Source organism: Mycolicibacterium rhodesiae (genome assembly GCF_002086695.1).
In the GTDB taxonomy this organism is placed as follows: Bacteria; Actinomycetota; Actinomycetes; order Mycobacteriales; family Mycobacteriaceae; genus Mycobacterium; species Mycobacterium rhodesiae.
Genome location: NZ_MVIH01000004.1, coordinates 291506 through 312887, shown reverse-complemented (window position 1 = coordinate 312887; position 21382 = coordinate 291506). Strand labels below are relative to the sequence as shown.

General features: G+C 67.6%; 23 protein-coding genes. 13 read left to right on the top strand and 10 right to left on the bottom strand.

What is annotated here, in order from left to right:
• Position 1 precedes the first annotated feature (1 nt).
• Positions 2-439 carry a carboxymuconolactone decarboxylase family protein gene (locus tag BST42_RS11345; RefSeq protein WP_083118667.1) on the top strand — a complete coding sequence of 146 codons (438 nt, stop codon included), beginning with the start codon at positions 2-4 and terminating at the stop codon, positions 437-439.
• On the opposite strand, the gene BST42_RS11340 is transcribed toward BST42_RS11345, so the two are convergent.
• Positions 436-1302 (bottom strand): pyridoxamine 5'-phosphate oxidase family protein, encoded by an 867-nt coding sequence (locus BST42_RS11340; protein ID WP_165760833.1) that lies wholly within the window; start codon positions 1300-1302, stop codon positions 436-438. The two genes, BST42_RS11345 and BST42_RS11340, sit on opposite strands and share 4 nt — an antisense overlap.
• Positions 1303-1320: 18 nt before the next feature.
• Positions 1321-1890 (bottom strand): TIGR03086 family metal-binding protein, encoded by a 570-nt coding sequence (locus tag BST42_RS11335; protein ID WP_083118666.1) that lies wholly within the window; start codon positions 1888-1890, stop codon positions 1321-1323.
• 99 nt (positions 1891-1989) lie between these two features.
• Here BST42_RS11335 and BST42_RS11330 point away from each other — a divergent pair, with 99 nt between their 5' ends.
• From BST42_RS11330 to BST42_RS11320, 3 genes are all read left to right on the top strand, one after another.
• Positions 1990-2583, top strand: a complete 594-nt coding sequence (locus BST42_RS11330) for a CGNR zinc finger domain-containing protein (protein WP_083118665.1) — start codon at positions 1990-1992, stop codon at positions 2581-2583.
• A gap of 162 nt (positions 2584-2745) precedes the next feature.
• The gene (locus BST42_RS11325) at positions 2746-3444 is read left to right on the top strand and encodes a YciI family protein (protein ID WP_083118664.1); all 699 of its coding nucleotides are present in this window, start codon (positions 2746-2748) and stop codon (positions 3442-3444) included.
• Positions 3445-4656, top strand: coding sequence for an RNA polymerase sigma factor (locus BST42_RS11320; protein WP_083118663.1), 1212 nt, complete (start codon positions 3445-3447; stop codon positions 4654-4656). It abuts the gene before it with no gap.
• 9 nt (positions 4657-4665) lie between these two features.
• Here the strand turns inward: BST42_RS11320 and BST42_RS11315 are convergent, their stop codons facing one another.
• Both BST42_RS11315 and BST42_RS11310 read right to left on the bottom strand, forming a co-directional pair.
• Positions 4666-5322 carry a response regulator transcription factor gene (locus BST42_RS11315; RefSeq protein WP_083118662.1) on the bottom strand — a complete coding sequence of 219 codons (657 nt, stop codon included), beginning with the start codon at positions 5320-5322 and terminating at the stop codon, positions 4666-4668.
• Between the two features lie 95 nt (positions 5323-5417).
• Positions 5418-5750, bottom strand: a complete 333-nt coding sequence (locus BST42_RS11310) for a hypothetical protein (RefSeq protein WP_083118886.1) — start codon at positions 5748-5750, stop codon at positions 5418-5420.
• 166 nt (positions 5751-5916) lie between these two features.
• Here BST42_RS11310 and BST42_RS11305 point away from each other — a divergent pair, with 166 nt between their 5' ends.
• From BST42_RS11305 to BST42_RS11290, 4 genes are all read left to right on the top strand, one after another.
• Positions 5917-6291 carry a heme-binding protein gene (locus tag BST42_RS11305; RefSeq protein WP_083118661.1) on the top strand — a complete coding sequence of 125 codons (375 nt, stop codon included), beginning with the start codon at positions 5917-5919 and terminating at the stop codon, positions 6289-6291.
• The gene (locus tag BST42_RS11300) at positions 6288-7562 is read left to right on the top strand and encodes a sensor histidine kinase (protein ID WP_237159361.1); all 1275 of its coding nucleotides are present in this window, start codon (positions 6288-6290) and stop codon (positions 7560-7562) included. The genes BST42_RS11305 and BST42_RS11300 overlap by 4 nt, the downstream gene beginning before the upstream one ends.
• Positions 7563-7632: 70 nt before the next feature.
• Positions 7633-8460, top strand: coding sequence for a hypothetical protein (locus tag BST42_RS11295; RefSeq protein ID WP_083118660.1), 828 nt, complete (start codon positions 7633-7635; stop codon positions 8458-8460).
• 195 nt (positions 8461-8655) lie between these two features.
• Positions 8656-8937 (top strand): hypothetical protein, encoded by a 282-nt coding sequence (locus BST42_RS11290; protein WP_133057446.1) that lies wholly within the window; start codon positions 8656-8658, stop codon positions 8935-8937.
• Here BST42_RS11290 and BST42_RS11285 read toward each other — a convergent pair.
• From BST42_RS11285 to BST42_RS11275, 3 genes are read right to left on the bottom strand one after another with little or no spacing between them, the layout of a single operon-like run.
• Complete coding sequence (locus tag BST42_RS11285) at positions 8900-9532, bottom strand: TetR/AcrR family transcriptional regulator (protein WP_083118658.1); 633 nt, start codon at positions 9530-9532, stop codon at positions 8900-8902. The genes BST42_RS11290 and BST42_RS11285 overlap by 38 nt on opposite strands.
• Before the next feature lies 1 nt (position 9533).
• On the bottom strand, positions 9534-9917 hold the full coding sequence (locus BST42_RS11280; protein WP_083118657.1) for a hypothetical protein: 384 nt from the start codon (positions 9915-9917) through the stop codon (positions 9534-9536).
• A gap of 19 nt (positions 9918-9936) precedes the next feature.
• Positions 9937-11211 (bottom strand): cytochrome P450, encoded by a 1275-nt coding sequence (locus BST42_RS11275; RefSeq protein WP_083118656.1) that lies wholly within the window; start codon positions 11209-11211, stop codon positions 9937-9939.
• A gap of 87 nt (positions 11212-11298) precedes the next feature.
• Here BST42_RS11275 and BST42_RS11270 point away from each other — a divergent pair, with 87 nt between their 5' ends.
• Both BST42_RS11270 and purD read left to right on the top strand, forming a co-directional pair.
• Positions 11299-12837 carry an acyl-CoA carboxylase subunit beta gene (locus BST42_RS11270; protein ID WP_083118655.1) on the top strand — a complete coding sequence of 513 codons (1539 nt, stop codon included), beginning with the start codon at positions 11299-11301 and terminating at the stop codon, positions 12835-12837.
• 27 nt (positions 12838-12864) lie between these two features.
• Complete coding sequence (gene purD / locus BST42_RS11265) at positions 12865-14136, top strand: phosphoribosylamine--glycine ligase (protein WP_083118654.1); 1272 nt, start codon at positions 12865-12867, stop codon at positions 14134-14136.
• Here purD and BST42_RS11260 read toward each other — a convergent pair.
• Positions 14123-15394: a cytochrome P450 gene (locus BST42_RS11260; RefSeq protein WP_083118653.1), complete on the bottom strand. Its 1272-nt coding sequence runs from the start codon at positions 15392-15394 to the stop codon at positions 14123-14125. The two genes, purD and BST42_RS11260, sit on opposite strands and share 14 nt — an antisense overlap.
• A gap of 123 nt (positions 15395-15517) precedes the next feature.
• A complete protein-coding gene (locus tag BST42_RS11255; RefSeq protein WP_083118652.1) occupies positions 15518-16429 on the bottom strand; it encodes an alpha/beta hydrolase in 912 nt (303 codons plus the stop codon).
• Between the two features lie 104 nt (positions 16430-16533).
• On the opposite strand from BST42_RS11255, the gene BST42_RS11250 reads away from it, so the two are divergent.
• Positions 16534-17163 carry a TetR/AcrR family transcriptional regulator gene (locus BST42_RS11250; RefSeq protein WP_083118883.1) on the top strand — a complete coding sequence of 210 codons (630 nt, stop codon included), beginning with the start codon at positions 16534-16536 and terminating at the stop codon, positions 17161-17163.
• Between the two features lie 18 nt (positions 17164-17181).
• Positions 17182-18180 carry an SDR family NAD(P)-dependent oxidoreductase gene (locus BST42_RS11245; RefSeq protein ID WP_083118651.1) on the top strand — a complete coding sequence of 333 codons (999 nt, stop codon included), beginning with the start codon at positions 17182-17184 and terminating at the stop codon, positions 18178-18180.
• Positions 18181-18200: 20 nt separating this feature from the next.
• Here BST42_RS11245 and relZ read toward each other — a convergent pair whose 3' ends face one another.
• On the bottom strand, positions 18201-19919 hold the full coding sequence (relZ, locus tag BST42_RS11240) for a bifunctional ribonuclease/(p)ppGpp synthase (protein WP_083118650.1): 1719 nt from the start codon (positions 19917-19919) through the stop codon (positions 18201-18203).
• Between the two features lie 40 nt (positions 19920-19959).
• Here relZ and purB point away from each other — a divergent pair, with 40 nt between their 5' ends.
• Complete coding sequence (gene purB, locus BST42_RS11235) at positions 19960-21378, top strand: adenylosuccinate lyase (RefSeq protein WP_083118649.1); 1419 nt, start codon at positions 19960-19962, stop codon at positions 21376-21378.
• The last annotated feature ends 4 nt before the right edge of the window (positions 21379-21382 follow it).

Here is a 21382-nt window from a genome sequence, read left to right as displayed (position 1 = left end):
GATGGACGAATTGCGCCGCAAAGGCCTGGACAAGATGAACGAGGTCTACGGCTGGGAGATGCCGGACTCGCCGGGCGACTACTTCGCGCTCACCGCCGACCACCTGTTCGGCACGATCTGGTCGCGCCCGGGATTGTCCATGCGCGACAAGCGGATCATGACGCTGACCGTCGTCACCGCGCTCGGTATATCCGATCTGGCCGAGATCCAGGCCAATGCCGCCCTGCACAACGAGGAGCTCACGCCTGAGGAGCTCAAGGAGATGGCGATCTTCCTGACGCACTACCTCGGATTCCCGCTGGGCTCGAAGCTGGACGGGGTTGTCACCAAGGTCGTGTCCAAGCGCAAGAAGGCCGCCGAGGCGGGTCAAGGCGAGGATAAGAAGGCCAACGTCAACGACGCCCTCAAGATGCACAGCGGCACGAAGCTCGACGACTAGCGGCGTGTGGCGATGACGCGTTGAGCCGCGAAGATCACCCGACGTCCGGTTCGTAGGTTAGCGTCGGACTGCTCGGCGTCCCAAACCACTTCCGCTCTACCGGACAACTGCAGAGTGGTACCTGCGTCGACGAACAACAGCGCCGCGCTCGGGTCCACGGTCAGATTGCCGAAGCTGTTGAACATGTTGTTGCCCGGGTAATCCGGCCACCACAGTCTGCCGGCATCTGCGCGCACGAAGCCGGCGGGTCCGCCGCGGTGCGAGGCGTCGTTGCCGGATGTGGGGTGGGTGGTGCCCAGGAAGAACGCCGTCGACCTTTCGATGAGTTCACGATCCTCGGGACGTAGCGCGGTGCCCGTGTAGACCCGTGTGCGATCGGGCCGGCGCGGGTCTGCCGTGGCCTGGGCGGACGGGTCGATGTACTTCGGGCAGTTGCCATAGGCTTGGTCCACGTCGATTGCCAAACCGGCCGAATCCCGTTGCATCAGTTGTCCATTGATGCGATATCGGCGCCGTGCGGCAAGATCGATGACAAGCACGCCGACCGGCTGATCGGTCGGTGCTCCAGCCAATGGATCCATATCGGGGAGCTCGACGTCGATGTGAAGTCTGGTCGGTGTCGCGGCTCGGAGGAACCCGGGTTCGCCCTGCAGCGGCGAAATCCACAGCCGCCCTTCGGGGTCGCGCGCGGTGAGGGCGACCAGCCGTGCCGAAGCCAGGAAGGCGGCGGTGCCATCGCCGAGGCGGCCTCGACTCGCCATGGGTGCGAGTCGCGCCGCTCGCGCACCAACGCCCGCTCGTCTCTGGACGGCCAGCTCGCCGCTGTGGAATCCCACAGCGGCGAGCCGTTCTTCATGCGTCATAGCTACGCCTGATCCTCGTCAGAGGGGGTGGCGGCCGGCGAAGGCGACGACCCGCTGGGTCGGGGTGGCCGCGCCGTCTGTGTATATCTCGGGGCCGAAGAGTTCCTGGGGCCGCAGGGCCGGGACGAGTGCCGATCCCACCTTTTCGGCGAGTGCCGCCTCAGCGTCGTCGAACTCGACTGCCCGGTTGACCGCGACGGCCAGATCCCAGCTGTGGATGAGCGTCGAGTAGGTGACGATTCCGAGCGCCTGGCCGGCGGGCATCTCACCGAGCACCGATGTGACCGGGTGCTGCCAGTCGGTGATCGTCGCCCAGGCTCGCTGTGAGCGCTCGATGGAACGCCGCGCGACGGCCAGGGGGTCGGAGCCGAGGATGTCGGCGCCGCTGAACAATTCCTCTTCGCTGGGGCCGTCGCCGCCGTCCGCGGCGGCGGCAAAGGCATCGATCGACGCGATGGTATGGCTCAGCAGGGATCGGACATCCCAGCCTGTACAGGGGCTGGGCAGGCCCAGATCAGTGGTGTCGAGCGTGGTCACCAGGTCAACCAGGCGGCGATCGGCGCGACGCAGCACGTCCAGTGGGTCCATTGACAATTCCTCGTTTCTAACGGTTATGTACTGATATTGACGTTAGCCTTTCTACGGCGCCGACCCTAACGCTGTCAACCCGCTGCTAGCATTAGTGCGATGGAACCGGGTTCTCTGCTGCACAGGGCGCAAGCGGCGGGGTTCATCGTGGCCGGAGAGCCTCTAGCTGTTGACCTGGCGGACACCCTCATCACCGTCGGCGAGCCTGCCGTGGACCTTCTCGCGGACGAGAAGGCGAATCGGTTGTGGTGGAGCCTGCAGCAGGACCGGTTGCCCGGCGGTCCGCTCCCGCCGCTCGAGCCCACCGTCGAACTGCGCCAGGCGATCCGGCACATCCTGGACGCACGATTGGCGGGGGTGGCGCCCGACGACGCTGCGATCGGCCGTGTCAACGACGCCGCCGCCTGCGCACCCTCGACCCGGTCGCTTGTGCAGACCTCGGCCGGTTGGGCAGCCATCAGCACACGCCACGCGCCCGTCGATCGCCCCTACCGGCTCTCGCTCGCCGCAGCCGCCGAAAGCTTGATCGACGTGCTCACCGGGCCTGCTCAAGACCGTTTGCGGAGATGTCAGAACCCGGCCTGCAGCATGCTTTTCGTCGCATCTGACGCGCGTCGCAAGTTCTGCACCCAGAACATCTGCGCCAACAGAACGCGGGTGGCGCGCCACTATCAGCGCCACCGTCCGGACTGAATCGTCGTCGATTCAGAATCGTGAGCGACGAATCCGCGAGAATCGTCGCTCGGGTGTCTGACTCGATGTCGACCTGATGTCGGATTCGCGAAGCGCTGTTCGTCGTAGAGGTAGAGAGTGAGACCAGCGGGGTTTCACGCCCTACCGTGAGAGGACGTCGCCATGTACTACTTCGCACTGCTGCAGACCCCGGAGCGTGACCTCAGCGCCGAGGAAGCGGGCCGGGAGATGCAGGCCTACGCCGAGTTCCACGCGCGTGAATCGGCGGCGATTCGAGAGGGCGACGCGTTGGGCCCGGCCGCCGAGGCGGTCCGGATCACCGGCGGCCCGGATGCGCCGGTGATCACCGACGGTCCGTACGCCGAGGGCGCCGAGGTGGCCGGCGGTTACTACATGTTCGAGGCCGAAAACCTCGACGAGGCGCTGCAGCTGGCCCGGCAGATCCCGGCGGCCCAATATGGTGCGGTCGAGGTGTGGCCTGCTGTCCACTGGACCGCGGTGGGGCGGCCGACGACCGATTCGGACTGGCTGGCGCTTTTGCTCGAACCCGCCGATGACGTCAACGTGCCCGGCAGCCCGGAGTGGGACCGCGGCCTGGCCGAGCACGCCGAGTTCGGTAGAGCGGCCGGGTCTCACATCCTCGGTGGGGCGCCCCTGCATCCTCCGACGACGGCGACGACGGTGCGCGTGCGTGACGGAGAGTTGCTGCTGACCGATGGGCCCTACGCCGAGGGCGTCGAGGTCGCCAACGGTTACTACGTCTTGTCGGCGAGTGATCGCGACGAGGCGGCCAAGATCGCGTCGATGATCCCGGCGTCGGTGGTGGAACTGCGCCGCATGGCGGGAGTGTCCGGGCTGTAGATGCGTTCCCTGGACGGCGTCTTCAGGCGGGAGTGGGGTCCCACGGTGGCCGCACTCGCGCGGTGGTCGGGTGATCTCGGCGTCGCCGAAGACGCCGTCCAGGAAGCCTGCGCCGAAGCGCTACGGAGCTGGCGTCGCGACGGGGTTCCTGACAATCCGGGCGCGTGGTTGATGACGGTGGCGCGCAATCGGGCCATGGATCGTCTGCGCCGCGAATCGGCGCGGCCGGGAAAGGAATTGGCGGCGGTGCAGGGCGACGGCTGGGCGGACGACCGCGTGGTGCATCGGGTCCGCGACGACGAGCTACGGATGATGTTCACCTGTGCTCATCCCGCCCTCGAACGGCTCTCGCAGCTCGCGCTGACTCTGCGACTGGTGTCGGGCTTGACGGTGCCGGAGATAGCCCGAGCGCTTCTGATCAGCGAAACAGCGGTGGGACAACGCATTACCCGAGCCAAGAACAAGGTCCGACATGCCAACATCCCGCTTCGGGTGCCGCCGCCGGAGCTGCTGGGTGAACGAGTCCCGCACGTGTTGTCCTGCATCTACTCGGTGTTCACCGAGGGGTATTGGTCCACCGCCGGTCCGTCCGCGATTCGCGACGAGCTGTGTGATGAAGGTGTGCGGCTGGCCGGTGAACTGTGCGTGTTGATGCCTGACGATCTCGACGCCCGTGCACTCTATGCCCTTGTGTTGCTCCATGATTCACGCAGGAAAGCCCGAGTCGATCCCGCCGGGGTCTTGGTGCCGTTGGAGGAGCAGGCCCGGTCCCGGTGGGATCGGGCGCGGATAGCCCGCGGCGTCGACGCCCTGCGCCGCGCCGAGGGTGCGAGCGGTCCGTACCTGCCGCAGGCGGTGATCGCCGCCGCGCACGCGACCGCCCCGAGCTGGGAGCGGACCGACTGGTGGACCATCTGCCGGGCATATGACCAACTGCTACGGCAAACGGACTCCCCGGTGGTGCGGGCGAACCGCGCGTTGGCAATCGGCTTCCGGGACGGGCCACAGGCGGGGCTCGCCGCGCTCGAGAAGGTCGCCCACGATCCGCGATTGGCCCGATCCGCGCTGGTGCCGACCGTGCGTGCGGACCTGTTGCGCCGAGCGGGCCGGCACGACGAGGCAGTGCAGTCCTACCGGGAAGCGCTCAGCCTTAACGGCTCGGAGCCGGGACGCGCCTTCCTGTGCCGGCGAATCGCCGAATGCGGCGGATAGGCAGTTCCATCACGGGAGGCGGTATCCCACACCGGTTTCGGTTTCGATGATCGGCGGCGATCCGAGTTTTCGGCGCAGCATCATGATGGTGTACCGCACGGCGCCGGTGAACGGGTCGGCATGTTCGTCCCAGACCTTCTCGAGGAGATGCTCGGCCGACACCACCGCGCCCTCGGCGCGAAGCAGCTCCGCCAGCACCCCGAATTCCTTGCGGGACAGACTCACTGGAGTGTTGTCTCGAGTCACGATAAGCATGTGAGGATCGAGCCTGATGCCGCTGCGTTCCAGTACCGGTGGCACCGCGGCCTGCGATCGGCGGCTCAGCGCCTGCACACGTGCCACCAGTTCGGTGAACGCGAACGGCTTGCTCAGATAATCGTCGGCGCCCAGTTGCAGACCGCTGACCCGGTCGGCGACGGCGCTGGCTGCTGTGAGCATCAAGATCCGGGCCAGACGCCCGTTGCCGGACAGTTGAGCGCAGACATCGTCGCCGGAGAGCACCGGAAGGCCCCGATCGAGGACGATGACGTCGTAATCGTTGACCGTCGCGCGTTCCAGTCCGCTGGCTCCGTCGTACGCGATGTCAACCGCCATCGCGTGGCGCCGCAGGCCTGCCGCGATCGCGTCGGCGAGCACGACTTCGTCTTCGACGACCAGGACCCGCATGCGACAAAGTATGCTCGCCGCCGCGTTTGGTGGCTGTTTGGCGGGCAGGCGTGCGGCGAGCTGTCGAACTCGCCGCACGCCCGCCGCTCAGCCGGTCAGATCAGACCGGGACCGGGAAGCCCGACGCCCGCACCGGGCAGCAGGCCGAGCCCGGACAGCGGTCCGCCGAGCCCGCCGAGCCCCGGTCCGGGCAACAGACCGGCTCCGGGAGCGCCGAGTCCGGCTCCTGGCAACAAGCCCAAGCCCGATGCCGGGCCTCCGACACCGCCGAAGCCGAGGCCGGGCAGGATGCCGGGACCGGGAGCGCCCCAGCCCAGACCGGGGTCGGCATTGGCCACCCCGGACATGACCGTCAATGGCACAGTGACGACAGCTGCGGCGCCCGCCAGCCCGGCCAGCGCCCGCACCGTGATTCTTCGATAACCCATGATGAGTTTTCCTTCCATGTTGGTGGATTCGTGCAGCCGTCAGTGTTGTGCGGACGGCGTTCAGTCCCGGTGAGGTCCGTCCTCACGCCGACCAAACAGCCTCGGCGGCAATCTGATACCCGACCGGCGTTGCCGGCACATGTGAACGATTGGAAGGACGGCACTCATGGCCATCAGCATCACCACCGCGGCGTCTACCTGGCGCCGAACCCTCATCGGTATCGCGGCCGCCATCGCGGTCTCGGCCGTAGCGCAGGCGGCGCCCGCTTCTGCCGCAGCCGACTGCACCGCCAGCGGGCTGGCCCGGACGGTATCGGGTGTGTCGGCAAGTATGGCCGACTATCTCGACGCCCACCCCGACGTCAACAACGCCTTCACCAAACTGAAGGGCGAGCCTCGTGCGCAGATGCGTGCCGACGCACAGCAGTACCTCAACGCCAACCCCGCTGTGCGCGCCGACCTGCAGCAGCTGCGTTCACCGCTGAACGAGTTCGCCCAGCGCTGCGGTGTGTCACTACCGGCCGGACCGCTTGGCGGGTGACCGCGCCGGTCGCGCCACTGGGCTTCCCCACGGCGGCCAAACACCAGATCGGCGACGATGACTGCATGCAGTCATTCGGGCTATCGCACCTGCTGGGTTGGCCGCTGCGGGGCAGGACCATCAGAACGAGGCTGACCGTGCTCTACGGTGGGGCGTTCTTCGTCGCGGGCGCACTGCTGGTGGCGGTGATGTATTTCTATGTGCGCCAGTCTCTGGACAACAGTCCCGGGGCGAATGCGTTGGCGACAGCGCAGAGCTTCCTGGGGCAGCGGGGGATGCAGGCACATCCGCTCCTCGAAGATTTGGTGACCAGTCTGAGCGCTCAGGCTGAGCAACAGCGTCGTGACACGCTGCGCGCGGTGCTCGTCTGGTCGCTGGTGTGCTTGGCCGTTATCGGGCTGGCGGCCTTCGCATTCGGCTGGGTGCTGGCGGGCCGATTCCTGCAACCACTGCAGGAGGTCACCGCAACCGCCCGCCGAGTCGTCGACCGTAATCTCCACGAGCGCATTTCGCTGACCGGTCCACCCGATGAGATCAAAGAGCTGGCCGATACCTTCGATGCGATGCTGGAGCGACTGGACCGTGCCTTCGAGAGTCGATATCGATTCGTAGCCAACGCGTCTCACGAATTGCGTACACCGCTCGCCATCAACCGCACGGTTATTGAAGTGGCGTTGGAAGATCCCGAACTCGTCGAGTCGACGCGTCATCTCGCCGAGACGCTGCTAGGTGTCAACAAGCGGCATGAGCGCCTGATCGACGGACTGTTGGTACTGGCCAGCAGTGACCAGCGCATCGACCGACTGGTACAGGTGGACTTGGGCGAGGCGGCGAACCAGGCGATCGCAAATGTGGGGCAACGTGCTTCACAGGCCGGCGTCCGTGTCACCGTGAGTATCGGCCCCGCACTTGTCGCGGGCGATCCGGCTCTGCTGCAACGCCTTATCGACAACCTCGTCGACAACGCCGTGCGCTACAACCTTCCGAAGAATGGGTGGGTGCACGTCAGCGTGGGAGCTGATGCGCGCGCTGCGTGGGTGCGAGTGCAGAACGCAGGGCCGATCGTTGCACCGTCGGACCTGGACGTCATGTTCGAGCCATTTCGCCGGCTGGCCAACGGAGAGCAGTCCGACACCACCGTCTTCACCGGGGCCGGTCTGGGTTTGTCGATCGTGCGCGCGGTGACCCACGCCCACGGTGGGCGGGTCACCGCGACCCCTGGCCCCCGCGGTGGACTGACTGTGGACGTGGTGTTCCCCAAGGCTCGGTAGTTGGTTCGTCCAGCCAATCGGGTTGTGCCGCAAACACGCAACCAACATCTGTGGTGGTCGACTGTTCCTCGTGGCGCCCATCGTGGACGTCGACACGATCCAGGGAAAGGGAACAGAGATGATCTTGAGAGAACAGGCTCCGCGTTCGTCCGTCGCGGCGGTCGCCGCACTTAGCGTCGTGGCGGCAATGTCGCTCACCACACTCGCCACCGGGCCGGTGAGTTCGACGATGTCGGCTCGCCTGACAGCACTGCCGGCCGAAGTATCGTCGGCCATCCACGACGTGCTCACGGCCGCGCACACCGCCGTGCACACCGACCGGAGTGACGTCGCGGCCGATCGGCAGGCGATCCGTGTCACCCGACGAGACGCCGCCCACGCCATCGGGTCCAGCGTCCTGGCCGGCGCAGTGGGCGAGGGCCAGATCGTGGCGATCACCGAGGCTGCCCGCAGCGCGATTCACGATGAACACCAGGCCATCGGCGTCTCGCGCGACGACATCCGGCAGACCCGGCAGAGCGCGGCAGCGGATATCCGCGACATCATCACCGTCAGCCACGACGGAGGCACGGTCGAGGATGTGCGGGCCATCCTCGACACGGCCAAGAAGGACAACGCGATGACCCGGTCCGCGATCGTCGCCGACGCCCAGGAGAACGCGGCGGTTCGCAGGACCGTCGCCAGCGAGAATGTCGCGGTGCGACAGAGTGCGCGCGCCGGCGACATAAGCAAGCAGGAAGCCGCACAACAGATCAGTGCGCACCGCGAAAGCGGCCACACCGAGATCGCCGGCAACCGCGTCGCGATGGCCGGTTCACACCAGCAGATCACCGCGACGCGGCGACAGGCGGCACGCGATGTCGCCGCGGCCGTCCACAACGGCCGAACCGAGAACTGAGCCGCTGCCCGCTGGAGCCCGTCTGGGGGCTCCAACGGGCCGCCGGCGCATAACAAAGAGGTCGGTAAGACAACGGTAAGGAAACGCGCAGATCGCAAACGGTTATCGCGCCGTGTCACAAATGTGACATTTGTGCACCAGTGTTACCGAAGTGAAATCGAGCGCCGCGGGCCTCGGTGAGGGATGGGAGTGGCTATGACTTCTATGGCGATGTACGACCAGTCATGGACGGCCCCGACCATGCTCAGCCTCTGGACGGAGCCGCCGACCAAGCGCGGCAGGGTCGTTCGTCAGGCATCAAAGTGGGCCGGTGTCATCGACACGACCGTGACCGTACTCTGCCCGCCGGTGGTCTCGGCGTGCGCGATCTTCGCCGCCGTGGTGTGGCCTGCCCAGGATCCGAGTGAACTCGTCGGCCATGCAGCGATTTCCGGGCCGGTCAACGCCCAGGTGCAGCAGAGCGCTCCGGCTCCCTAGCCGGCGCGAGCAACGCCGCGCCGACCCAGCGGCGCAGATACCGGCGAAGGTGGTCGCCGTGTCGCGGCGGGCGGCCCGGATCGAGCACGAACGACTGGATGATCCGCAGCAGGTGTTCGCCGAGCTCGTCGAGATCACTGTCGCTGAAACCCGCTGCGCCCCAATCGACGTCGAAGCGGCGCAGCATCGAACCCGCGAACGCTAGAGCGACATCGGAAGTGACCTCGGCGCTGAACGTGCTCGACCGTTCGGGCCCGAGCAACAACCCCATGTGCTTGTCGTGTGGCAACCATTCCACCGCCGCGGCGATGCCTTCGGTCACCGCATCGGCCGGGTCGGTGATGCCGGCCAGGTGGTCGGCCAGCCGGTCGAGGAACCCGGTCGCGGCCGCCATGGCCGAGGCCTGCAACAGCGCGTCGGTACTGGGGAAGTAGCGATACACAGTCTGGCGGGTGACACCCAGCGTGCGAGCGACGTCGGCGATGCTGAGGTCGGCACCGTGCGAGTCGATGGCCTTGTTGGCCGCAGCCAGGATCCTCGCGACGGCCTCCTCGTCGGTGGCGGGGGCTGCCCCGGACCATCCGTGTGTCCGCATGTCAGCCGCCCACCGCGGAGTAGTAGGCGACGCCGCCGAAGAGCAGGACGATCAAGCACAGCGCCAACGTCCCAACGGCGAAGGGCCACGCCAGTTTGCGCCGCGCGAGCTGAACGATCGCGACGACGACTCCGATCACACCGATTCCCGCGGCGACGGCCACCGAGGTCATCACTGCGGTCACCGCGCCCTCGGCACTGCATGTCGCCGGCGGGCAGTAGTCCAGGAAGGCCAGTGAGAACAGGCCGAGGAACGCAGCGCCGGCGCCGACCACCAGCGTCAGGACCATGAAGATGATCGAGATCGTCAGGTCGGCCGCCGAGCGTGGCGGCGCGGCCGGCGGCGGCGGATAGCCGGGGTAGGGCGGATAGCCCGGGTAGCCCATGACCCGGGATGCTATCGCGCTAGCGATAGGTGACCGGCAAATGCTTGACGCCGTTGAGCCAGCCCGACCGCAATCGCTGCGGCTCGCCAAGCTTGCTGATGTCCGGGATCTGGTTGGCGATCTCGTTGAAGATCAGCTTGATCTCCATCCGCGCGAGGTTGGCGCCGATGCAGAAGTGTGCGCCGTTGCCACCGAAGCCGAGGTGGGGGTTCGGGTCACGCAAGATGTTGAATCCGAACGGGTTGTCGAAGACTTCCTCGTCGTAGTTGGCCGAGCTGTAGAAGAGGCCGGCCCGCTGCCCCTCGCGGATCGTGACACCGCCGATCTCGGTGTCTCTGGTCGCGGTGCGCTGGAAGCAGTGCACGGGCGTGGCCCAACGGACAATCTCGTCGGCCGTCGTCTCGGGGCGTTCGCGCTTGAAAAGCTCCCACTGGTCCGGATTTTCGAAGAACGCGTTCATCCCGTGGGTCATCGCGTTGCGGGTGGTTTCGTTGCCGGCCACCGCCAGCAAGATCACGAAGAACGCGAACTCGACTTCAGATAAGGACTCGCCATCCAAGTCCGCCTCCACCAGGCGGGTGACGATGTCGTCGGCCGGGCACTGCCTGCGCTGCTCGGCCATCGAGTACGCGTAGCCCATCAGCTCTGCGTTCGCCTCGATCGGGTCGACGTCGTTGAATTCCGGATCGTCGGTGTTCATGATGCTGTTGGTCCAGTGGAAGAGCTTCTGTCGATCCTCTTCCGGAACGCCGAGCAGATCGGCGATCGCCAACAGCGGAAGCTGCATCGCGATGTCGTCGACGAAATCGCCGGTGTCCTTCGCGGCGGCAGCGGCCACGATGTCGCGTGCAGCGTCGGCCAGCTTCTCCTCCAGCTTGGCCACCGCGCGCGGGGTGAACAGCCTCGAGACCAGCTTGCGAAGCCGGGTGTGCTCGGGCGCGTCGTGATTGATCAGCAGTGCTTTGGTGATCTCGACCTGGTCTGCGGTCATGTCGTCGGCGAAGCGCATGACGACGCCCCTCTGGTTGGTCGACCACAGGTCGCCGTCGCGGGAGATGTCCCGGATGTCGCGGTGTTTGGTGATCACCCAATACCCGCCGTCGTCGAAGACGGTGCTCCCGAGCGGCTGCTCGTTCCACCAGACCGGTGCGGTCTTGCGCAACTGCGCGAACTGGGCGACGGGCATGCCCGCCTGGATGAGGTCGGGGTCGGTGAAGTCGAAGCCGGAGGGCAGGAGCGCAGCGACCCGGGAATTGGGGTCAGCTCCGAACGGACACACGCTGGCGGTGGTCATGGTCTACCTCGCTGTAGTTGTGATGTAGCGCACCTTTGAAACGACCATACACCTCGACGCTGAGTGTATGCCCGTTAGGTTCGATCGATGACGGATCGTCCCGACCTCGCGGAGTTGCTGCGCCGCCGCGCGCTGACCGAAGACGCGGCCCGCCCCGACGCGGTCGAGCGCAGGCACGCCGCCGGCGGCCGGACCGCCCGCGAGAACATCGCCGACCTGGTGGACGCCGATTCCTTCGTGGAGTACGGGCGCTTCGCGATCGCCGCGCAGCGCCGCCGCCGCGACCTCGACGACCTGATCGCCCGCACCCCCGCCGACGGGCTGATCGCCGGCACCGCACAGGTCGACGGCAAGCCATGCGCGGTGCTGTCCTACGACTACACGGTGCTGGCCGGCACCCAGGGCTACGTCGGGCATCGCAAGAAAGACCGGCTCTTCGAACTCATCGAGCGGATGCGGCTGCCCACGATCTTCTTCGCCGAGGGCGGCGGCGGCCGGCCCGGCGACACCGACGTCCCCACGGTTTCCTCGCTGGAGACCAGGGCCTTCAAACTGTGGGCGGCGCTGTCGGGCGTGGTGCCGCGCATCGCGGTCGTCAAGGGCCGCTGCTTCGCGGGCAACGCGGTGATCGCCGGCTGCTCGGATCTCATCGTGGCCACCGCCGACACCTCGATCGGCATGGGCGGGCCGGCGATGATCGCCGGCGGCGGGCTGGGCGACGTCGAACCCGATGCCGTCGGCCCGATCTCGGTACAGGCGCCCAACGGCGTCGTCGATGTCGTCGTCGCCGACGAGGCCGAGGCCGTGGCGGTCGCCAAACGGCTCCTCGGCTACTTTCAGGGCGTCACCGCGCCCGGTGGGGTCGCCGACCAAAACGCTTTGCGCACAGTCATTCCCGAGCGGGCCCGGCGCGCATATCCGATCAAGCCGGTCATCGAGACGATCGCCGACCAAGACTCGGTGACCTTCCTGAGGGAGAAGTTCGCGGCCGAGATGGTCACCGCGCTGGCCCGCATCGACGGCCGACCCGTGGGTGTCATCGCCAACAACACAATGGTGATGGCCGGGGCGATCACCGCCGCGGCGGCCGACAAAGCGGCGCGCTTCCTGCAACTGTGCGACACGTTCGCACTGCCGGTCGTCTCGCTCATCGACTGCCCGGGCTACATGGTCGGCCCGGCTGCCGAGGCGGAGGCGCTGGTTCGGCGGGCGTCGCGGATGCTGGTCGCCGGCGCTGCGCTTCGGGTGCCCCTGGTGGCGGTCGTGCTGCGCCGCGGCTACGGACTGGGCGCGCAGGCGATGACCGGCGGCAGCCTGCACGAGCCGCTGCTGACCGTCGCGTGGGGAGGCGCCCACCTCGGCCCGATGGGGCTCGAAGGCGCGGTGCGCCTGGGCATGCGCAAGGAGTTGGAGGCCATCGACGACGAGGCCGAGCGGGAGCGGCGGGTCGCCGAGGCCACCGCGGCGATGGAGGAGAACGCCAAAGCGCTCAACGCCGCCCAGATCTTCGAGGTCGACGATGTCATCGACCCGTCGGAGACCCGCGACCTGATCGTCGCGACACTGGCCGCCGCCGCAGCACGCGGTGAACTCCCGCCGCCGAGGCGGTTCGTCGACACCTGGTAGCGGGGCAGGGCGATAGGGTGTGAACCTGTGCGCGTCCTCGTGATCGGATCCGGTGCCCGCGAACACGCCCTGTTGTTGGGCCTGCGCAGAGATCCGCAAATCGACTTCCTCGCCGTCGCGCCCGGCAATGCCGGCACCTCGGCGGTAGCCGAACAGCACGAGGTGGACGTCACCTCGGCCGAAGCCGTCACTGCGCTGGCTCGCAAGCTCGAGGTGGACCTGGTGATCATCGGCCCCGAGGTGCCGCTGGTTCTCGGTGTCGCCGACGCGGTGCGTGCGGCGGGCATCGCCTGCTTCGGCCCGTCGAAGGATGCCGCCCGGATCGAGGGCTCCAAGGCGTTTGCCAAGGACGTGATGGCCGCCGCCGGTGTTCGCACCGCGGGCAGCGAGACCGTCGACAACCCGGCGCACCTCGATGCCGCGCTGGATCGCTTCGGCCCCGCGGCCGGCCAACCCGCCTGGGTGGTCAAGGACGACGGCCTCGCCGCAGGCAAAGGTGTAGTGGTCACAGCCGATCGCGATGTGGCCCGTGCGCACGCCGCCTCGCTGCTCGACTCGGGGCACCCGGTCCTGCTGGAGTCCTTCCTCGACGGACCCGAGGTGTCGCTGTTCTGTCTGGTCGACGGTGCGACGGTGGTGCCGCTGCTGCCCGCCCAGGACTTCAAGCGGGTCGCCGACAACGACGCCGGGCCCAATACCGGTGGGATGGGCGCTTATTCGCCGCTGCCGTGGCTGCCCGCCGACGTGTTGTCGGCGATCGTCAGCGGAATCGTCGAACCCGTCGCCGCCGAGATGGTTCAGCGCGGTTGTCCATTCTCCGGGCTGTTGTATGCGGGGCTGGCGATCACCTCGAACGGACCCGCCGTCATCGAATTCAATTGCCGCTTCGGTGATCCCGAAACCCAAGCGGTGTTGGCCCTGCTGGAATCCCCGCTGGGACAGCTGTTGCATGCCACCGCGACCGGGACGCTGGCCGACGCAGGCCCACTGCTGTGGCGCGACGGATACGCCGTCACCGTGGTGGTGGCCGCCGAGAACTATCCCGGCCGTCCTCGGGTCGGGGATGTGATCACCGGGTCGGAGGCCGACGGCGTCCTGCATGCCGGCACCGCCCGGCGCGACGACGGCGCAGTCGTGTCCTCCGGCGGTCGGGTGCTCTCGATCATCGGCACCGGAGCCGACCTGGTCGCCGCCCGCGAGGAGGCCTACCGGATCGTGTCCTCGATCCGATTGCCGGGCAGCCACTTCCGCAGTGACATTGCACTGGCGGCCGCCGAGGGCCGCATTACACTAGCTTGACCGGAAGCCGCTTCACGCCGTGAATCACATTGCTGTGCAAGTACTCCGGCTCGCCGACCTGCACCTCTGGTAGTCGGGTGAGCAGCTGGTGGAACAGCTGCCGCAGCTCGGTTCTCGCGAGGTTCGCGCCGAGGCAGAAGTGCGGCCCGCCGCCACCGAAGCCGAAGTGCGGGTTGGGGAAGCGGGTGATGTCGAATTCGCCGGGCCGGTCGAACACCGCGTCGTCGCGGTTGGCGGAGCAATAGAACAGCGCGACCTTCTCCCCGGCCCTGATCGGGGTGCCTGCCAGTTCGGTATCGGCAGTGGCATGGCGGGCGAAGTTCAGCACCGGGGTGGCCCATCGGATGAACTCCTCGACCGCCGGGGCGATGCGGGCGTCGAAATCGTCCATCAGCCAAGCTTTTTGGTCGGGATTGTCGGCCAGCGCCTTGAACGCATGCGACGTGGTCTGCTTGGTGGTGTCGTTGCCCGCCGAGGCCAGCAGCACCATGAACGACCCGATCTGGACGTCGGTGAGCTGGTGGCCGTCGACTTCGGCGTTGACGATGTTGGTCATCAGGTCGTCGTGCGGTTCGCGGCGGCGCAGCTGAGCCAGTTCGATTCCCGAACTGGTGAGGATCCCGATCTGGGTCAGCGCATGCGTCGCGCGTTCTTCGAAAGAGGCGTAGTCGTCATCGGTTGCGCTGAACAGGCTTTCGGCTGCGTAGGCCACCGCCTGCTGGTCTTCGGGGGCGATGCCGATCATGTCCGAAACCGTGCGCATCGGGAGCTTCGCCGAGCATTCGGCGACGAAGTCGATCTCGTCGCCGTCGCGCAGCCTTTCGATCAGCCGGTCGACGATATCGGCGGCGTTGGCCTGGATCTGGGCCTCGATGCGGCGAACTTGCTTGGGTGTGAACGTCGCACTGATCAACCGGCGATAGAGGGTGTGCTCCGGCGGATCCATGGCCAGGAAGAAGCTGGTGGCCTGCTGGATCTCGGCGGGCAGGGGATCCACGCTCATGCCCATCGCCGAGCTGAAGATGTCGGTGTGCTGGCTGACGTACTTGATGTCGGCGTGGCGGGTGATCGCCCAGTAGCCGGTCTCCGAATGGGGGAAGACCGAGGACACCGGCGGATGCCACGACAGCCCGTCGGCGGCCCGCAGTTGTGCGAACGTCCGGTCCCGAGTGGCGAAGTCGGCGGTCCAGAAGTCCGGCGCCGAGATATCGAGGGGGTGGTACGGCCGCGGGGAGAGCGGGGGGCTTTCGACGGTCATGATCTCCTCGCCGGGGCTGTCGAGAGTCTTATCGAATGGGTGACAGTAACTGCGACTGTAGACAATTCCACAACGGGAGACAATCGTCGGAGAAGCCCGATTTCACGAAGGACTGCGGCGGCCTCAGGCCGTGAGCAGCGGCGCCATCCAGGCGATTTCGCCAGGCAGCTGTGAACTCCAATAGCTGCCGTCGTGGCCTCCGGGCGAGAATCCGCCGGCCGGTGGAGTGGGCAGCTGGGCGATGAATTGCTTGGTTGCTGAATAGAACGGGTCGCTGGTGCCGCAGTCGATCCGGATCGGGATCGACGCCAGCGCCGGTAGCCCGAACACGGTGTTGGCGGCGAAGTCGTCGGGACCGTCGAACGCACCGGGCGCCGCCGCTCCGGACGACAACCACAGGGCCGGGCTGACCGCGGTGATCGCCGCGGTGCGGGCCGGGCCGAGCCGCGCCCCCAGCAGCAGGGCGCCGTAACCGCCCATCGACCAGCCCAGGAACGCCACCCGAGAGGTGTCCAGGCCCTGGCTGCTGAGCATCGGGATCAACTCGTCGAGCACCATCTTTCCGGAGTCCTCGCCCGAGGCCCGCTGATGCCAGTAGCTGCCACCGCCGTCGACCGCAACCACCGCGAACGGGGGGAGTCCGGCCGCAACCGCTTGAGCCAGACCCTCTTCGACGCCGCCGGCCATCACACCCGCCGCGTCCTGGCCCTTGCCGTGCAGGGCGATGACCGGCCGCAACGGCGCGGTCTGCCCGGGCGGGCGGGCGATCGCCCAGTTGGTGTTCACCCCACCGCGCGCGGCCGAGACGAACGACCCGGTGACCATCGTCGGGGCAGCGGCTCCCGCCGCGGGCGGCTCCAGCGGGGCGGGCGGTGCCAGGGGAGCGCCGACGCCGGTCATCGCGACGTCCGGCCGTGCGAGCTGAGTCGAGGGATCCAGGGCACGGCCGGCAGCGAAGGCACCTGCGGCACCTGCAACGGCTCCGGCGCCCAGTCGCAGAACTGCGCGACGGCTCAGGTTCGCCATGCGGGCCATCTTGCCATCGCGACGTGGAGTGGGCGATCGAGCCTAGCGGCACGGCGATGCCAGGTGATGATTCTTCTCCAAAGAGCGATGTCCCGTTGATGCTGCTGGCAGCATTGCTGAACGTGACAGCAGCGATGACGCCCAAAGGCGAGCGGCGACGGTATGCGCTGATCAGCGCTGCCGCCGAGCTGCTTCGCGAAGGCGGATTCGAAGCGGTGCGCCATCGTTCGGTGGCGCGTCGCGCAGGGTTACCGTTGGCGTCCACCACCTACTATTTCTCCTCACTCGACGACCTGGTGCTCAAGGCCGTCGAATACATCTGCGCAGTGGAAACCGCGCAGTTGCGGGCCCGGGTGGACGCGCTCCCGCGGCGGCGGCGCGGTGCGGATGCGATTGCCGACGTGTTGGTCGACCTGCTGGTCGGCGATCCCGACGGGGAGGCGAGCAGCGAAAAATTGATCTCGCGATACGAGCGCTACATCGCCTGCGCCCGGCACCCCGAACTGCGCGAGATCCAGCACCGGCTGGCCCAGCAGCGAGTCGATGCCGTGGTGTCGGCCATGGCGCGGTCGGGCCGCAATGTGCGGACCGATCTGGTGACTGCTCTGGTCAACGCCGTCGACGGCTCGGTGGTGTCGGCTCTGGTCAGCGACGGCGACGGCCCGCGAGAGGCGGCCAGGGCCACGGTGATGGACGTGATCGACGTGTTGGTCCCGATCGACGAGCGCACTGTCCGGGTCTGAACGATTACGTTCGAAGACATGGATCTTTCCGGGCTCGCCCGGCCGGCTACCGAACTGCTCGACGGCGCGATGGACCGGGCGCTGGTCGTGGGTTACACCAAGATCGGCTCGGGCCTGCGCAGGCATTGGTGGGCGGCGGATGCCGACCCGCAGGCTCTGCTGGGCAAACGGGTGGTGATCTCGGGCGCGACGGCCGGGATCGGCCTGGCGATGGCGCGCTCGTTCGCCGCGCTGGGTGCGACCGTCCACCTGCTGGGCCGCAATCCCGACAAGGTGGAGACGTCGTGCGCCGCCATCCGGGAATCGGTCGCCGGCGCCCACGTGGTCGGCGAGGTGTGCGACGTCTCGGACCTCGATGCGGTGCGGGACTGGACAGCCGACTTCGCCAACCGGGTGCCTGCGCTCAACGGCCTGGTCCACAACGCAGGCCTGATGCCCAAGGACCGCGTCCTCACGCGTGAGGGCCATGAGGTGCAGCTGGCCACGCACGTGCTGGGTCCACATCTGATGACCGAGCGGCTGCTGCCGCTGCTGCGGGCGGCAGGCGGGGCGTCGGTGGTGTGGGTGTCCTCGGGCGGCATGTACGGCTCGCCGCTGGTGGTCGACGATCTGGAGTACCGGCGCGGCTACAACGGGGTGCGGGCCTACGCGCGGACCAAGAAGATGCAAGTGGTGCTGGCCGATTCGTGGGCACGCCGACTGGCAGGCACCGACATCCGGGTGGAGAGCATGCATCCCGGCTGGGTGGACACCCCCGGTGTGGCCGAGTACCTGCCGCGGTTTCGGGTCCTCACCCGACCGCTGCTGAGGGACGTGGCCGACGGCGCCGACACCGCCGTCTGGCTGGTCGCCACCCGGCCGGAGTCCAAGCCCGGGCATTTCTGGCATGACCGTCGCCAGCGGCCGACCACATTCGGCTGGCAACGTCACGAAAATCCGGCCAAGGTGCGGCGCCTGCTCGAACAGGTCAGCAGGCTGACCGGGACGTCGGACGAGTGGACCGGCCTGCGGGCGTGAGCATTACGTCGATCTCGGCGTCAGCTCGGCGGGCCCTGCAACCGCAGGAGCCGGTTCTGCAGCAGCGCTACCCGATGCGCGTTGCCCGGCAGACCGACGTAGCGGTCGGCGAACGTGGCCAGTAGTGCGTCGTCCAAGCGTCGCACCGCGCCTGCCGGGAAGCGGTAGTCCATCTTCTTGTTGACGGCCTCGGTGTCGACATTGGTCAACAGCTCCTCGAGAGCGTCAAGGGTGAGGATGCCCAGGTCGACGAGCAGTGCCGCCATCCAGCCGTAATGCTCGGTTCGCGACCAGCCGGCTTCGGGAAAGCGGTGCCCCAGGTAGGTGGCCAGCACCGGCGTCGCGATGCCCGCCTCCGCCGTGCCCGGGCTGCGCACTTCGGCCATGGATGTGCGTAATCGGTCACGGATCTCGGTGAACTCCCGGTCGGCCAACTCGAGCAGGCCCGCGGCCAGGGTGAACCGGCGGTCGAGTTCCGCGGCGTCCTGCTCGGGGACCGTTCCCTTGTACCGGATGTCATGTTCGAACTCCGCCCACGCGTGTTGCAGGACGGTGCGTATCTGGACCGAGGCCGGCTGCGTCTCAGCGTCATTGGCGATCAGCATGTGCCTGCTGGCATACCCCCAGCGGCCCTCGCGAGCCGTGACCTGCCCCATGTCGAGGTCGGTCAACACGTCGAATTCCTCCGACAGCAGGGTGCCGACGGCGGTGACGTCCTCGCGCAGGTAGGTGATGACCCGCAGGCCGACCTGGTCGGTGATCTGCGATGACGGGTCCGTATAGAGCCGCCGGCCGTTGCTGCTGCGATCCGCCTTGGCCGCGAACGACGCCACGCTCTTGGTGCGGGCCGTCACGCTGAGGTAGTTGATGCCGGCATCGTCGAGCAGACGCGTGACCAGCGCCAGGTAGTGCTCGGTGGTGGCGACCAAGGCGGGCCGTCGCTCGGCGTACCGGGCGACGGCGTCACCGACCACACCGGGCATGGGTTCCGGGGGTGTGGGCGTCAGATCCGACGGCAGTGTCGGCGTGACGATGTAACCGGTGGCGAAGTCTCCGTATGTGGTCACCGAACCCGGCCGCTGGGTGGCGTACAACCCGACGTAGGCGCACACGACCGCATCGATCGGGTCCTCTGCACGGCGCAATTCGCTTTTGCGCTCGGCGTTCTCGACGGTCGCGCGCATGGCGATCCAGTCCGGGTGATCGCCGACCCGCAGCGGCACCGTGGCGTGGGCGAGACGCTCGATCTCGTCCATCAACCTCAGCAGCTCGGTGCGCAGTTGGGGCAGGCTGCGGCCCTGCTTCTGTTTGTACTTCAGCGTGCGGCCCAGCCGGAACAGCACCACCGTGGCCGGATGCGGGTAGACCTCGATGGCTCGCCGTGCCGCCCGTGAGTGTGGGTCCATGTCCAAGCCCAGCGCTTCGGCGATCCGCGCGCCGCGCGGGGTTCCGGCGAATTCGGGCTTACCCCTGTTCGCCGGGTGCGCGCCGGCCTCGAATTTGGCGAAGTCACGGTTCAGGTCCGTCTCGCAGCCACGCTGGCCGGTCGCGTTGGTCACAATGAGCGGGGCGTCGATGGCGACCAGGCAGGATCCGTCGACGAACGGGCGGACCTCGTCGAGGATGCTCGAATCGTCTTGCGCGGTAGCGATATGGACGAGCCGTCCGTCGTCGTCGAGCGCGGCGACGCCCGTCGGCTTGCGTTCACCCCAGGCCAGATCCAGGCCGACAAAGTGCATCCGTCTACCTTGCCGTACCAGGGCCGTAAGCTGTGGCATTGTGACAATCCCCAATGTGCTGGCCGGCCGCTACGCCAGCGCGGACATGGTCGCGATCTGGTCGCCCGAAGCCAAGATCGTCGCCGAGCGTCGGCTGTGGCTGGCGGTCCTGCGCGCCCAGTCCGAACTCGGCGTTGACGTGCCCGACGGTGTGGTCGAGGACTACGAGCGGGTGCTCGATCAGGTCGACCTCGCGTCGATCGCCGCCCGCGAACGGGTCACCCGCCACGACGTCAAGGCCCGCATCGAGGAATTCAATGCCCTGGCCGGACACGAGCACGTGCACAAGGGCATGACCAGTCGCGACCTCACCGAGAACGTCGAGCAGCTGCAGATCCGCCGCTCGCTGGAACTCGTGCATGCCCACGGGGTGGCCGTGGTGGCACGCCTGGCCGAGCGCGCGGTGCTCTACCGCGATGTGGTGATGGCCGGCCGCAGCCACAACGTTGCCGCGCAGGCCACCACGCTGGGTAAGCGGTTCGCGTCGGCCGCCGAGGAGACCCTGACCGCTCTGACGCGGGTTCGTGAGCTGATCGATCGCTATCCGCTGCGGGGCATCAAAGGCCCGATGGGCACCGCTCAGGACATGCTCGACCTGTTCGACGGCGACGCCGTCCGGCTGGCCGAACTGGAACGCCGGGTCGCCGAATTCCTGGGCTTCAAAGCCGTTTTCACCAGCGTCGGCCAGGTCTACCCGCGGTCGCTGGACCACGATGTGCTCTCGGCGCTGGTTCAGCTGGGTGCCGGCCCGTCGTCCTTCGCGCACACCGTGCGGCTGATGGCCGGACACGAGCTGGTCACCGAGGGCTTCGCGCCGGGACAGGTCGGCAGCTCGGCGATGCCGCACAAGATGAACACCCGCAGCTGTGAGCGGGTCAACGGACTGCAGGTGGTGCTGCGCGGCTACGCGTCGATGGCCGCGGAACTGGCCGGCGCGCAATGGAATGAGGGTGACGTCTTCTGTTCGGTGGTGCGCCGGGTGGCGCTGCCGGACGCGTTCTTCGCCATCGACGGGCAGATCGAGACGTTCCTGACGGTGCTCGAGGAGTTCGGCGCCTATCCCGCGGTGATCCAGCGGGAACTGGATCGCTACCTGCCGTTCCTGGCGACCACCAAGGTGCTGATCGCGGCGGTGCGGGCCGGTGTGGGCCGCGAGACCGCGCACGAGGTCATCAAGGAACACGCCGTGGCTGTCGCACTCGCGATGCGGGAGAAGGGCGCCGAACCAGACCTACTGGATCGGTTGGCCGCCGACGAGCGCTTGCCGCTGGACCGGGCGGCACTGGACGCGGCGCTGGCCGACAAGGCGGCGTTCACCGGGGCGGCGGGAAGTCAGGTCGACCAGGTGATCGTCGCGGTGGACCGTGTGGTCAGCGACTACCCCGACGCCGCGAAGTACACGCCCGGCGCGATCCTGTAGACCA